Raw genomic sequence first — 14245 nt, forward strand, 5'->3', positions numbered from 1 at the left:
CAGTACCTTATAAGCAAATCATCATTGCCACTGGTGAAGGCGCGAAAGCATCACTGTCAGCGTTTGATTACATCATTCGTTCTGGACAGTAATTTCAGCCTTAAGATACCGCATTAAAGTGTAGCCCTGAGAAAACTCTTTCTCGGGGCTTTTTTATAAGCCAATCTTATCTTTACAATTTTTGAATAAAACTTTATTTGAAATCTGCTTATATTGTTCTCATCCATGCTACTTGGATACTCATTGAATTAAAAAAGGAAGATAAAATGAATAAGATTCTTGTTGCTTTAGGTCTTGCTGCTACAGTTGCTTTGGTTGGGTGTAATAAGGATAAAGCTCCTGAAACTGGCGCGACAACTGGTGAACATTTAGAAAATGCTGCTGAACAAGCAGGTGCAGATATTCAAAATGCGACTGAAGATGCAGCTCAATCAACTGCAACTGCAGTCGACAATGCTGCTGATGCGACAGCACAAGCTGCAGATAATGCTGCTGCACATGCTGAAAACGCTGCGCACAACGCTTCAGAAGCGGCTAAAGAAGCAACTGCTAATGCTGCGGCAGCTGTAGAAGAAGGTGCAGCGAATGTAAAAGAAAAAGCTCAACAATAATTTGATTTTTACCAATTAAAGCCTCTTTAGGGGCTTTAATTTTTTCTCTAACAGAGCAATTATACAGCCCCAAAATACGAATCAAGCCTATACTGTATGAATAACAACTCATTTTTGAATAACATTTTCAGATAATAAGACAAAATCCTATGAGCTATTCGCACCATACAGAACCACATTATATACATCGCACAGGTTGGTTAAGAGCTGCTGTTCTTGGTGCCAACGACGGTATAATTTCAGTCACTAGTTTAATCATGGGGATGGCAGCAAGTGGCGCGAATCAACATACCCTTTTAATCACTTGTATTGCTGGTTTGATTGCAGGCGCAACGTCCATGGCAGCTGGTGAATATATTTCAGTAAAATCTCAGTCTGATATTGAAGAAGCTGATCTAAAGTTTGAAGCAAGTGAGTTAGCACGCAATCCACAAATAGAACTGAAAGAATTAACGCATATTTATATACAAAGAGGACTATCACCCGAACTTGCTCATCAAGTTGCTATACAACTGAGCGAGCATGATGCGTTAGCTGCACATGCACGTGATGAAATTGGTATCCATGAAAATACAACAGCTCAACCTTTTCAAGCCGCTTGGTCTTCTGCCACCGCCTTTTCAATAGGTGCAGCTTGCCCTATGATCGCTATACTGATCAGTCCTCCTGCATATTTAGAATACAGTGTTGCCTTTTTTTGCATTTTAGCGTTATTTATTCTAGGGGCTTTATCTGGATATTTTGCTGGAACGTCTAAAGTAAAATCTGCATTGCGAATTACGCTTTGGGGAATCGCAGCGATGGCATTTTCAAGTTGGATTGGCTCACTGTTTAATGTACATGTCGGCTAACATATAAGAATTACAAATATATAAAATCAATATTACTCAGCAGCATTTAATGCATAAATGCAGTGTAGGACTATCAACCCACAATCAATCAATTAAAATACTGATGTGTTTTATCAGCTTTTCTTATCTTCATGTCCATTATTGCAGCTCAATCTGACCGATCACAGTCATCGGTCTGGATCGCTATTGTTTTATTGATTGTAGGCACCTTTGGTGCTTATCAAATTGTGGGAATTAATCAAGCCCTGTTATTCCTTATTGGTGGTGCGCTTGGTATGACGCTCTACCATGCATCATTTGGTTTTACATCGAGCTGGCGCGTTTTTATTAAAGAACGCAAAGGTCGTGGTTTACGTGCACAAATGATTATGCTCGCACTGGCAGTACTGCTCTTCTTCCCAGCTTTAGGTGCAGGTGAGTTATTTGGTCAACCCGTTAAAGGCAACGTCAATCCCGTATCGATGTCCGTGATGATTGGTGCATTTATTTTCGGAATTGGCATGCAACTGGGTGGTGGTTGCGCATCTGGGACACTCTATACAGTCGGTGGTGGTAGCTCACGTATGCTGATCACTCTATTCTTTTTCTGTTTAGGCTCACTGATCGCTACTTCACATATTGAATGGTGGTTTGCACTGCCACATTTAGCCCCTATTTCAGTAGTACAAAGCTTTGGTGTTATTCCAGCGCTAATACTCAATTTCGTGCTATTTGGTTTGATCGCATTGGCAACAGTCTACTTCGAGAAAAAACGCCACGGTCAGCTTGAACAAGAACCTGTTGCAGCTCATCAAGGCTGGAAACGTTTCCTAAAGGGACCATGGCCTTTGATTTGGGGTGGTATTATTCTCACCCTGCTTAATTTCGCCACGCTTGCATTGGCTGGTCGCCCATGGGGTGTCACATCTGCACTCGCAGTATGGGCAGCGAAAGGTGCAACATTAGTCGGAATTGATGTAACAGCTTGGGACTATTGGCAACAACCTGGAAATGCTAAAGCTGTAGCAAATTCGTTGTGGTTTGATATCACCTCTATGATGAATTTTGGCATCATGCTCGGCGCTTTACTTGCAGCAGGTCTCGCTGGAAAATTTGCACCGAGTCTCAATATCCCTAAACGCTCAATTCTAGCAGCAGTCATTGGGGGGATCATGTTGGGTTATGGCGCTCGATTAGCATACGGTTGTAACATCGGTGCTTATTTCAGCGGCATTGCATCAGGCAGTCTACATGGGTGGTTATGGCTGATTTTCGCTTTTATTGGTAATGGTATAGGTGTGAAACTTCGTCCACTATTTTTCCCGAATGAAAAGCCTCAGCCTGAAAAACTTACAGGTTGCTAATCAGCAAATATCGATATTTAAGAACGCCTAATTTCAATTGGGCGTTTTTTTATCTTTCTATAGTGCAATTACAACCATTCAAGAGGATAAGAAAGAAAAAGAAAGGAGTATTAAATTTTTAGCCGATTGAAATCAGCTACGCCACCAAAGTTTGTTCTTATAATAAATCTGAATGCGCTTACTCTGAGTTTGTTAAATGCTGCATCATCTATATAAAAAACCCATCCGAAGATGGGCTTAAGATGTTAAAAGTGAAGTCAAGCCTCTGCTTTCTTTTTCAAAGTTGCATCTAATTGTTCTTTATCTAATGCATTATCCCAACGTGCTACAACAATTGCTGCACAAGCATTCCCAACAAGGTTAGTTAATGCGCGGCATTCAGACATAAAACGGTCGATACCTAAAATAAGCGCCATCCCTGCAACAGGTAATGCAGGAACAACGGATAATGTAGCTGCCAGAGTAATAAAGCCCGCACCCGTTACACCTGCAGCCCCTTTTGAACTAATCATCGCTACCAACAAAATTGTGATCTGTTCCCAAATGGTCAAATCGATATTACAGGCTTGAGCAATAAAAAGAGCAGCCATCGTCATATAGATATTTGTACCATCTAAATTAAATGAATATCCAGTTGGAATGACCAAACCAACGACCGACTTTTCACAACCCGCTTTTTCCATTTTATTCATTAGCGTTGGCAGTGCAGCTTCAGAAGAACTCGTGCCTAATACTAACCATAATTCATCTTTGATATAGCGGATGAGATCAATGATTGAAAATCCATTGTAACGTGCAACTGCTCCCAGAATAAGCAGAACAAATAAAAGTGAAGTAATATAGAATGTTACGATTAATAATAGTAAATTTCCAATACTTGAAATACCGAAAGCACCAATCGTATACGCCATTGCACCAAATGCACCAATTGGAGCTAGTTTCATTAACATACCAACAAGGTAAAATACCGGAGCGGTCAGTGTCGTTAAGAAATCTGTAATTGGTTTCCCTTTTTCACCCACCGCTGCAAGCGCTAAACCAAATAGCACAGCAACAAATAAAACCTGAAGAATATCCCCACCCGCCAAAGGACTGATTAAAGTCTTTGGTATGATATTCATGAAGAAGTCAACAATAGAGGCATCCTGAGCTTTTTCAACATAAGTTGAAACTTTGTCACCTTCTAAAGCAGCAGGATCGATATTAAGACCTTTACCCGGCTGAATAAGATTGGCAACAATCATGCCCACAATCAGCGCAAGCGTAGAGAAAGTTAAAAAGTAAGCCATTGCTTTACCCGTCACTCGCCCCACTGCGCCCATATTCGTCATACCAGCAATACCCGTGACCACAGTCAAGAAAATAACGGGTGCAATGATCATTTTGACGATTTTAATAAAAGCATCGCCAAGAGGTTTTAAACTTGCCCCCAACTCAGGCATAAAATGTCCAAGTGTGACACCCGCAATAATTGCAAAGATGACTTGAACATATAAAATTTGATAAAACTTTTGCTTCTTAGGTGGTTGAGATTGCTCATCAACGTGAATATCCATGGAAGACCCTTCTAATTCAAAAAGTGAATCCATTGTTAAATGCAATAAATTTCACACTCAAAAACGAATTGCGCGTTAAATAGTTTCAAAGGTCGAAATTCTAGTGATATTCACTTTTTGAATGAATAAATTGGGCTTAACTATTAGTCTAAGAAAAAAAAATTTACAAAGTCCAATTGAACTGAGATGGCTAAATATGAATCGTTATCAAAATTAACTCGTATAAAATTAAGTTTTGATATTTTTAGAAAAAAAATTGAAATTAAAAATTTATAAGTTAATTTTGAATATTAAACATACAAAAAATTTTATTTTATGACCCAATATATATCTATAAAGTATAATTAAATTTTTATGCAATCTAATAATTATATATATAAATATATAATTCAATAACTTACACAATTAACCCTTAAATAAATATAACAAAAAAATATTAAAAATTTTAGCTGTATAAATTTAAAACACTCATATATAATCGTTTTTATTATATTTTATTAAATAAATTCAACAACTTATTTTTAAAAAATCATACTAAACCTGTTTTTCATTCATATATCTCCAATACCTTTTAGGTACGTATTGAACATGCAACTTAGGATTATCACGTGCCACTATATTTACACTCTTAAAATAATCCTTCCAAAGTTGATCATATAGCTCTTCTTGATCATCGAGTTCAATCATGAATGATTGACTAGAACCTATATAGATATTTTGATCGATTTCGACTGCATTCAAATTAACTTGATGGACTTGCTTCAAATCATAGTAAATTCCGTAGCGTCGCTTTTCATCATAAATTAACCAACGCTGGTCTTGATAACGTGCTTTGAAATGCTTAGAGATTAAAGGCAGAACATTAAAATCTGGTCTTACTAATGATAAAAATAAACCATCCTTACACTTTTTAAAGCGAACAAATGCCTCCATTCGGTGCTTTTCACGACCAACTTGTTTAGCCCATTGTGCAAGCGCTAAAACATCACGATGACCGAAATTTTTTTCAACGGCATATCGGTGCTTAAAGATATAAATGGAATAATCAAATAGATGTTGGTATGCCACTTCCTGCTCAGACAAAAAAGTAAAATACCAATTACGCAAACTTGAAGCAGAAATTTTAGATTTTAAACCTTGCCAGACTCGTTCAGCTTGCTTTTCTTCACTGTAAACTCGGACTGACTCATCAAATAAATTCTGGTGAGCGTTTCCTTCAGTTTGAACTTTTACGTCGAACTCTTTGAATTGAAAAGCTCTAAAAACACAGCACAGCAACCCAGTCATGGTACCATCAAAAACATACACAGCCATTTAAAACCCAAATCCTAGTTGAGGTGACAGTTGTTTCACATATTTTGATTGTCCGCTTTGTAAAATTTGCTGGCGGATCTGATGAGCGTGTTGTTCTCTTTTAAATTTGGGTGTGTCAGCACATCGAATAAAATGTTGAGCACGATTATAAGCAACGCCTAAGCGCTTTAACTGATCGATATGAATTTTTCCAAATCGACGAGCCTGTACAATTTTCTTAGCAGACCTCACACCAATGCCAGGAACACGCAAAATCATTTTATATTCAGCAGTATTAATATCCACCGGAAACTGCTCTGGATGTCTTAAAGCCCAACCTAATTTAGGATCAACCTCTAAATCTAAATTGGGATGTGCTTCATCCACAATTTCGTTGGCTTCAAATCCATAAAAACGCATTAACCAATCTGATTGATATAAGCGATTTTCTCGCAATAACGGCGGTGCAGAACCTACAGCAGGTAAAGCAGACTCTTCTGGATTGATAGGTATATATCCTGAGTAATACACCCGTTTTAATTTAAAATCTTTATAGTGCTTGTCAGCCATCAAGATTACATCACGATCTGTTTCGTGATGCGCACCGACCACCATTTGTGTTGTCTGACCAGCAGGCATAAATTTAGGAACCGACTTGATTAGTTTTCTCTCATCTTTCAATTCAATCAAACGGTCTCTCACAATACCTAAATCTTTCTGCACTTCTGCATGCGACTTTTCAGGTGCAAATTTCACCAAGCCTTCTTCTGTCGGCATTTCTAAGTTAATGCTCATCCGATCGACATACAGTCCAGCCTCATGAATAATTTCTTGCGAAGCACCCGGAATAGTTTTGAGATGAATGTACCCATTAAAATTTTCTTCCAGTCTTAATTTTTTTACGACTTGAAGCATTCTCTCCATGGTGTAATCCGCGGATTTAAAAATTCCTGAACTTAAAAATAACCCTTCTATATAGTTTCGACGATAAAAATTAATGGTCAGATCTACCACTTCTTGGACGGTAAATGCCGCTCGCTTTACGTCATTTGAACGTCGAGAGACACAATACGCACAATCATAAATACAGACATTTGAGAATAAAATTTTTAATAATGAAACACAGCGACCATCTTCGGTATAACTATGGCAAATTCCGGAACCTGTATTACCAAGACCTTTATCTTTGTTCTTGCGGTTACTACCACTTGATGAACAAGACACATCATATTTGGCAGCATCAGCTAAAATCTGTAATTTTTCACGGATACGATCAGACATATATGTAAGGGGAAGCAATGAGATTTCGAATATTATAATTGTTTATTTATTCTACTAAATGTCAGTGATCACTCATGCGACACAGTTTGACGCTTTGCATTTTCTCACTAAATAATGAATATAATTTGATTCTCAGATCATGATTGTGCAAAGTGAAATTAAATCATGGAGCTTGATTATGTCTTTATTCGAACAATTATCCATTCAGCATCCCATTTTTTTAGCACCAATGGCTGGAGTATCCACTCCAGAACTGGCAGCTGAAGTATCCAATCAAGGTGGATTGGGGTCTCTTGGTTTAGGTGCAGCCAGTATCGAAAATGCTCGACAACAAATTGTTGCAACTCAAAAATTAACAGATTTACCCTTTCAGGTGAATTTCTTTTGCCACAAACCAGCTAAACTTGATTCTGAACGTAATCAAAACTGGATAAATTATCTAAAACCTCACTTTGATAACTTTAATACTGAACCACCCAAAGAATTAAAATGTATTTACCCCAGTTTTTTAGATAATGATGATTTTTTAGATTTAGTCTTAGAAACTCGACCAAAGGCGGTTAGCTTTCACTTTGGGATACCTCATGCACATCAAATCTCTGCCCTCAAAGAGGCTGGTATTATTACGATGGTATCAGCAACGAACTTAGCGGAAGCTAGAGCAATTGAAAACGCTGGCATTGATATCATCATTGCACAAGGTATTGAAGCGGGAGGACACCGTGGTATTTTTAATGAGCATTTTGACAGTGCAATCAAAACAGCTGATTTAGTAAAGTTACTTGTTCCTGCCTGCAAGATACCTGTCGTAGCAGCTGGTGGAATCATGAATGGATTTCAAGCTAAATATATAATGAATCTCGGAGCTTCAGCCGTACAACTCGGTACTGCATTTGTACAATGCAAGAGTTCAGCTGCTAATGCAGCTTATCGTAATGCATTATTAAGCAAGCCTTTAACTCAAATCACTTCAAGCATCTCTGGACGACCAGCGAGAGGGATAATCAACAGTTGGTCAACTCTCGTAGATTTACCTCAGCGTGAGTTAGTTGCTTCCTACCCTTATGCATATGATTTAGGTAAACAACTTAATGCAGCAGCATTAACCAACAAAGATGAAAGTTTTGGTGCATTCTGGGCAGGAAGTAATGTAAATCAAATCAGAGCTTTAGAAGCACCTGATTTAATCAATCAAATCATATTAGAAATTGATCAATATGATGCTTAAATAATCGATAAAACCCATACCGAGCTATAGTTTTTTAATTTACAATGGATTGTTAAATTATGTAGCAAAAAGTATGGGTTTTGTATTATTAGCACTTGTGGCGATTGGATTCGGAATAGACACCTATTCACATGCTCAAGATAAAGATCAGTCCACTCAACATAATGTTGAGCAGCTAGATGCTCAAAATTTAAATCAAGATCAATCACCTTCTTCTGAAGAGAAAAAATCAGATTCTCAAGTAAATTTACAACCTCTTGAATCTCAACAGTAGAATGTATGAATAACTTATCTCAGTTGAGTGCTGACATATAGAAACTCAACCTGATTTTAATGAATCCACAGATTCCACTTGAACATCACTCATAATTTGCCCTTCTGACAAAAGTAAATCGAAATAATTGGCTACGACCTTGGCTTGTTCCGCTGTACTTTCTACTTTGTACATATTCTGACGAAATTCATTACTTGAGTGGAGACCTTTGGTGTACCACGCGATATGTTTACGTGCAATGCGACAGCCTGAATACTCACCGTAAAATTCATATAGCTCATTCAGATGACCCAATAGAACTTCTTTTACTTCAGCAATCGATGGCGCTGCAAGTGGCTGTCCCGTTTTTAAATAATGAGCAATTTCTCTAAAAATCCATGGACGACCTTGTGCTGCTCGGCCAATCATCACGGCATCAGCACCAGTATGATCTAATACATACTTGGCTTTCTCTGGACTATCAATATCTCCATTTGCAATGACTGGAATAGAGATATTTTGCTTCACTTCTTTAATTAGATCATAACGTGCAGTATTTAAATACATATCTTCCCGTGTACGACCATGCAATGCTAAAGCTGCGATACCCGCTTGTTCTGCGCGCTTCGACACACGCATAATATTTTCATGTCCGTTTAAAAATCCTAAGCGCGTTTTAAGTGTTACAGGGACATCTACTGCCTCGACCACCGCATCTAAAATTCTAGCTACCAAGTCTTCATCCTGTAGTAGTGCAGAACCTGCTAATTTATTGCACACCTTTTTCGCTGGACAACCCATATTGATGTCAACGATTTGAGCACCGTTTGACACTTGATATCGTGCAGCTTCAGCTAAATCCCGTGGGTCTGATCCTGCTATTTGTGCTGAAATTGGAGCAATTTCCCCATCAAAGTTGGCACGGTAAAGACTTTTCTTACTCATACGCAGCGTTTTGTCAGAAGTCATCATTTCACTAACTGCATGTCCTGCACCAAAATATTTACACAACGTTCTAAATGGTCGATCCGTTACACCTGCCATGGGTGCTACAAAAACAGGAGTTGTTTTTTCGCGATCAAATAAATCACGGATCACAGGATGTTGAGACATGAATAATACCAATGATGATGAAACAGTTTCAGAATGCTTAACTTTTTAAATCTGCACTCATTGAGAGATTGAAATTGGATACAAGCATTAAATTATATAACGTTTGAAACTAAAAATATGTTTTATCTCATTTTGCTTGAATGTTAATGGATGAACTTAAGCTCAAAACTTAGATTTTGATTTGAAGCATGCTGCCATCATCTTGTATACATATAAGTTCTCACAAATCGTGAATGAAATAGTATACTTCGCTAGAATCTTTATCCCTGATACTTTGCATTTATGAAAAATAGCTTTCGCTCTAATGTAATTTTTAAAGCCTGTAGTGTTGCTACATTAAGTTTATTCATGAGTGCTTGTGGTGACTCATCATGGTGGAATACACAAGATAAAACGATTGATGCAGAACAAATCTCAAAACTCATTCCTGGCCGCGTCAATAATCGTGGTTCATGGGCCGAGGATATTTATAAAATAACCGAGCAACTCGGTATACCCCAAACGAAAGAAAATGTGTGTACCATTATTGCTGTAGTCGATCAAGAATCTAATTTTGTTGCAGATCCCCATGTACCCGGACTAGGTGCCAAAGCAGTTAAAGAAATTGAAGATCGTTTAGATGAAAAATTTAAAGATAAATTAGGGGATAGTATCGGAGGCACAGTTGCGGGCTATTTCCAAGAGGTCTTAAAAAATCAGCCAACCCCTGAAGACAACTATCTGAAACAAATGCGGAAAGTGTCTACCGAACGAGAAGTAGATGAATTGTATCGTGAGATTTTTGCTCACATGGCAAAACACTACCATGTCAGTGCACTCACTGGTGCAGCTAAACTCGTTGGTCAAGATATTGGTGAAAAACTAAATCCCATTACTACTCTAGGCTCTATGCAAGTTCATATTAGCTATGCAAAAGATCATAAGCGCCAAGGTGGAAGTATCGCAGATCTAAGATCAGACCTTTATAGTCAATATGGTGGACTCTATTATGGTATTCACCGCCTGATGATGTATCCAGCAGATTATGATCAACCCATCTATCGCTTTGCAGACTACAATTCAGGTATGTATTCAAGTCGTAACGCCGCTTTCCAAAGCATGCTCAATGAATTAACAGCAGCGGAGTTAACGCTTGATGGCGACTTATTACTGTACAATAAAAATGGCAATCCAAAAGCGGAAAAGAGTCAATCTGAACAAGAACTTATCAATGTATTTGCCGCAAATAATGTATTTATTACACCTCGTCAAATTCGAGCTGATTTAAAGAAAGAAAAAGAGAAAAAGTTTGAAGATACGCAAACCTATAAAGCTGTGACTGAGCTTTACGAAAAGAAAATCGGAAAAGAAAAATTTTATGCCATTATGCCTGAAGTGGTTATTTCAGGTCCTAAGCTAAGTCGCGACTACAACACCAATTGGTTTGCTACGCGCGTTAACGGTCGATATCAAACATGTATGCAGAAAGCAAAAAGAATCAAAACCTAGCCTTATTCGATTTTGATGGAACACTGTGTGATAAAGATAGTTTTACTAGTTTTATCTTTTATGCTTTATCAAAACGCCATATTGTTAAGCAAGGACTAAAAACCCTGCCTTGGATTCAAGCCTATTTTTTAAATATTTACCCCGCGCATGCAATGCGCCCTAAGCTATTCAAGGCAATGTTTGCTGGATTCTCTAAATCTGATGCTGACTCGATTGCACTTGAATATGCCTATTCATTACAACAACATTTAAACTCACCCATTTATGAACAACTGATAAAGCATCAACTCCGTGGTGACCGCATTGCGATTGTCTCTGCATCCATTGATATTTATTTAAAACCTATTTCGCAGATTTTAAATGTAGATTTGATTTGTACTGAAACTGAAGTGCTCAATCAATTTTATACGGGTCATTATTCTTCTCCTGATTGTAGTGGTGAAGAAAAAAGACAGCGCATACTCAAGCAATATGATGTAAACCAATTTCAATCAATTTATGCTTATGGAAATTCTTATGAGGATCAAGCGATGTTGGATATGGCTGATTATCCTTATATGGTCGGATCATCTCATCAATTACCCGATATTGATCCACAAAAAAAGCTCGCCTAAGCGAGCTTTTATTAAATAAGAAATTAATAGATCGCCATATGATTGCGATGGATCATTTCTAATGAACGTGCTTCACCTAGAACTTGGTGTACCTTATCTGAGGGTAAGCCTTTGACAATTTCAGCGCTACGTGAACTAAAGTTGACACGACCAACTGCAACGCGATGCCGTTGCTGATCCACACACTCTACCACATCACCACGCTCGAAATGCCCTTCAACTGCTTTAACACCTACAGGCAATAAACTCCGATGATTTTCTTTGATCGCTTTCACAGCACCATCATCAATCACCAATCGCCCTGCAGTTTGCAAATGCGCAGCTAACCATTGTTGGTGAGCAGTGATTCGATCATTATCAGTGATAAACAACGTACCTAGCATCTCACCCGACATTAATCGAGTTAACACATGATTACTGTCTCCACTGGCAATCAGTGTAGGACATCCTGATTTCGCAGCTAAACGAGCAGCACGTACTTTGGTCAGCATTCCACCTCGACCAAACTTACCACCACCACCTGCCATATCAAACAAACTTTCATCTAATGCGCGAACTGTATGAAACAACTTCGCATTAGGATTTGAGCGAGGATCTGAATCAAACATCCCCTCTTGGTCTGTCAAAATAATCAATAAATCAGCATGAACTTGGCCTGCAACCATTGCAGCTAAAGTATCATTGTCTCCGAATCGAATCTCATCAGTAGATACAGTGTCATTTTCATTAATCACTGGAATCACTTTCCAATCAATTAAATGTTGTAAAGCATCACAAGAATTCAAATAACGGCGACGGTCAGCCAAGTCATCATGAGTCAATAAAACTTGAGCAGATTGAATATTGTGATTCAACAATACACTTGACCAAGTTTGTATCAGCCCCATTTGACCAATGGCAGCACAAGCTTGAAGACTGGGTAGATCCGTGGGTCGATTCTCAAGTTTCATTCGAACCATACCTTCAGCCACAGCACCGGAAGACACGAGAATAATCTCATGCCCTGCATTGTGTAGATCTGCAATTTGCCCCGCCCAATGCGAGATTGCATCTATATCTAAACCTTTTCCGTTTGCTGTGAGTAAAGATGATCCGATTTTAACAACGATTCTTTTGCAACCCTTGAGCTGACGTTGCCCATCTACCACTTCTATCATCTTGTCCTCTGTCTCTTATATAAAGAGATTAACGTACGTAGTACACTTCCATTTCGCCATCATCTTCATCATCGTCAAAATCGTCATCCTCTTGACTGGCAAGACGTTGTTTACGACGCATTTCACGATAAGCCTCTTTAGCGGCAATGGTTTGTTCACGTGTTTCAGCTTCAAGCTGATCACGGAATGCTTGCATTTCTGCTGCATACTCTGGATCTTCAACTTCGCGTTCGCGCTGTTGTTCAATTTGATCCATTAAATAATAAACGACTTCTTTGGTTCCCTCAGACATCAAGCCTGAAGTCTTAAATACTGGACCCTCCCATTTCAACTCTTCAAGGATGTGATTGCACCACTCATCTCTTGAGTCTTCAGGCAACTGATCTACTTTATTTAAAACCAACACCACTGGGAGTTTTGACAATGTTGGAGAGAACTTTAAAAGTTCATTTAAAATTGCCTTAGCATTATAAGCTGGATCTGATCCATCAATTGGCTGTACATCCACGATATGTAGAAGAATACGAGTACGCGCCAAATGTTTTAAGAAGCGAATACCAAGACCTGCACCTTCTGCAGCACCTTCGATCAAACCTGGAATATCAGCCATTACAAATGAACGGTGACGATCTGCATCTACAACACCAAGATTAGGTACCATAGTTGTAAATGGGTAATCTGCTACTTTTGGTTTTGCTGCAGAGACAGCACGAATAAATGTTGATTTGCCCGCATTTGGCATACCTAATAAGCCAACATCTGCCAAAACTTTCAGCTCTAGGCGAATTTCGCGGAACTCACCTTTGTTACCATGTGTACATTTACGTGGAGCACGGTTCGTTGATGACTTAAAGTGAGTGTTACCTAAACCACCGTCACCACCTTGAGCAACAAGAACACGTTGACCATTTTCAATTAAATCACCAATGATGTCGCCAGACTCAGTATCTACAATTGTTGTTCCTACTGGAACATATAGTGTTACGGATTCACCACCGCGACCTGCACAGTTTGCGCCAGCACCATTTTTACCACGTTCAGCACGAAATCTACGGGTATAACGATAATCTACAAGCGTACTGGTGTTGTCATCAGCTTGAATATATACGCTGCCACCACGACCACCATCACCACCATCTGGACCACCAAATGGTACGAATTTTTCACGGCGAAAACTGGCTACGCCATTGCCACCGTCGCCAGCCTCTACGGTAATGACTGCTTCATCAACAAAGCGCATAATGCCAATCCTCTAAAAACTTTAAAACCGCCTATTCTGCCATATTTTAAAGTATTTCTCGACTATATTTATGCAGGTTGAGAATAAGTTAGCGACTTTTTTCATAAATTGAGTCTTTAATATTTTGGTGTATCACTGCATTAAATTTGATTTATTCATTACTCATTGTTTTATCAAATGACATCATTGGTTTTATTTATTTCTGAAACCACAAAAT

General features: G+C 38.6%; 13 protein-coding genes and 1 pseudogene. 8 read left to right on the top strand and 6 right to left on the bottom strand.

Annotated elements, in window-relative coordinates; genetic code table 11:
* From AC1M9I_RS05160 to AC1M9I_RS05175, 4 genes and pseudogenes are all read left to right on the top strand, one after another.
* Positions 1 to 92: pseudogene (locus tag AC1M9I_RS05160) on the top strand (FAD-dependent oxidoreductase); the annotation flags it as partial.
* A 174-nt stretch (positions 93 to 266) separates the two neighbouring features.
* The gene (locus tag AC1M9I_RS05165; protein WP_035265393.1) at positions 267 to 611 is read left to right on the top strand and encodes a hypothetical protein; all 345 of its coding nucleotides are present in this window, start codon (positions 267 to 269) and stop codon (positions 609 to 611) included.
* Positions 612 to 760: 149 nt separating this feature from the next.
* Positions 761 to 1462: a VIT1/CCC1 transporter family protein gene (locus AC1M9I_RS05170; RefSeq protein WP_035265394.1), complete on the top strand. Its 702-nt coding sequence runs from the start codon at positions 761 to 763 to the stop codon at positions 1460 to 1462.
* Positions 1463 to 1593: 131 nt separating this feature from the next.
* Positions 1594 to 2805: a YeeE/YedE family protein gene (locus AC1M9I_RS05175; protein ID WP_481593425.1), complete on the top strand. Its 1212-nt coding sequence runs from the start codon at positions 1594 to 1596 to the stop codon at positions 2803 to 2805.
* A gap of 257 nt (positions 2806 to 3062) precedes the next feature.
* Here AC1M9I_RS05175 and AC1M9I_RS05180 read toward each other — a convergent pair whose 3' ends face one another.
* From AC1M9I_RS05180 to AC1M9I_RS05190, 3 genes are all read right to left on the bottom strand, one after another.
* Entirely contained in the window at positions 3063 to 4361 is a 1299-nt protein-coding gene (locus AC1M9I_RS05180) for a dicarboxylate/amino acid:cation symporter (RefSeq protein ID WP_481593426.1), read from the bottom strand.
* A 534-nt stretch (positions 4362 to 4895) separates the two neighbouring features.
* The gene (locus AC1M9I_RS05185; RefSeq protein WP_481593427.1) at positions 4896 to 5675 is read right to left on the bottom strand and encodes a TIGR03915 family putative DNA repair protein; all 780 of its coding nucleotides are present in this window, start codon (positions 5673 to 5675) and stop codon (positions 4896 to 4898) included.
* Complete coding sequence (locus tag AC1M9I_RS05190) at positions 5676 to 6935, bottom strand: putative DNA modification/repair radical SAM protein (protein WP_481610780.1); 1260 nt, start codon at positions 6933 to 6935, stop codon at positions 5676 to 5678.
* A gap of 178 nt (positions 6936 to 7113) precedes the next feature.
* Between AC1M9I_RS05190 and AC1M9I_RS05195 the strand changes: the two genes are divergently transcribed.
* Entirely contained in the window at positions 7114 to 8163 is a 1050-nt protein-coding gene (locus AC1M9I_RS05195) for an NAD(P)H-dependent flavin oxidoreductase (protein ID WP_481610781.1), read from the top strand.
* Between the two features lie 73 nt (positions 8164 to 8236).
* On the top strand, positions 8237 to 8437 hold the full coding sequence (locus tag AC1M9I_RS05200) for a hypothetical protein (protein ID WP_481594670.1): 201 nt from the start codon (positions 8237 to 8239) through the stop codon (positions 8435 to 8437).
* Positions 8438 to 8482: 45 nt separating this feature from the next.
* Here the strand turns inward: AC1M9I_RS05200 and dusB are convergent, their stop codons facing one another.
* Positions 8483 to 9529, bottom strand: coding sequence for a tRNA dihydrouridine synthase DusB (gene dusB, locus AC1M9I_RS05205; RefSeq protein ID WP_481594671.1), 1047 nt, complete (start codon positions 9527 to 9529; stop codon positions 8483 to 8485).
* 282 nt (positions 9530 to 9811) lie between these two features.
* On the opposite strand from dusB, the gene AC1M9I_RS05210 reads away from it, so the two are divergent.
* Together AC1M9I_RS05210 and AC1M9I_RS05215 are read left to right on the top strand one after the other, a co-directional pair.
* Positions 9812 to 11017 carry a DUF1615 domain-containing protein gene (locus AC1M9I_RS05210; protein WP_481594672.1) on the top strand — a complete coding sequence of 402 codons (1206 nt, stop codon included), beginning with the start codon at positions 9812 to 9814 and terminating at the stop codon, positions 11015 to 11017.
* Positions 10984 to 11631: an HAD-IB family hydrolase gene (locus AC1M9I_RS05215; protein WP_481610782.1), complete on the top strand. Its 648-nt coding sequence runs from the start codon at positions 10984 to 10986 to the stop codon at positions 11629 to 11631. The genes AC1M9I_RS05210 and AC1M9I_RS05215 overlap by 34 nt, the downstream gene beginning before the upstream one ends.
* 23 nt (positions 11632 to 11654) lie before the next feature.
* Here the strand turns inward: AC1M9I_RS05215 and proB are convergent, their stop codons facing one another.
* Both proB and cgtA read right to left on the bottom strand, forming a co-directional pair.
* A complete protein-coding gene (gene proB, locus AC1M9I_RS05220; RefSeq protein ID WP_035265485.1) occupies positions 11655 to 12788 on the bottom strand; it encodes a glutamate 5-kinase in 1134 nt (377 codons plus the stop codon).
* 28 nt (positions 12789 to 12816) lie between these two features.
* A complete protein-coding gene (gene cgtA / locus AC1M9I_RS05225; RefSeq protein WP_092767039.1) occupies positions 12817 to 14028 on the bottom strand; it encodes an Obg family GTPase CgtA in 1212 nt (403 codons plus the stop codon).
* Between the last annotated feature and the right edge of the window lie 217 nt (positions 14029 to 14245).

Source organism: Acinetobacter sp. ANC_7553 (genome assembly GCF_056779895.1).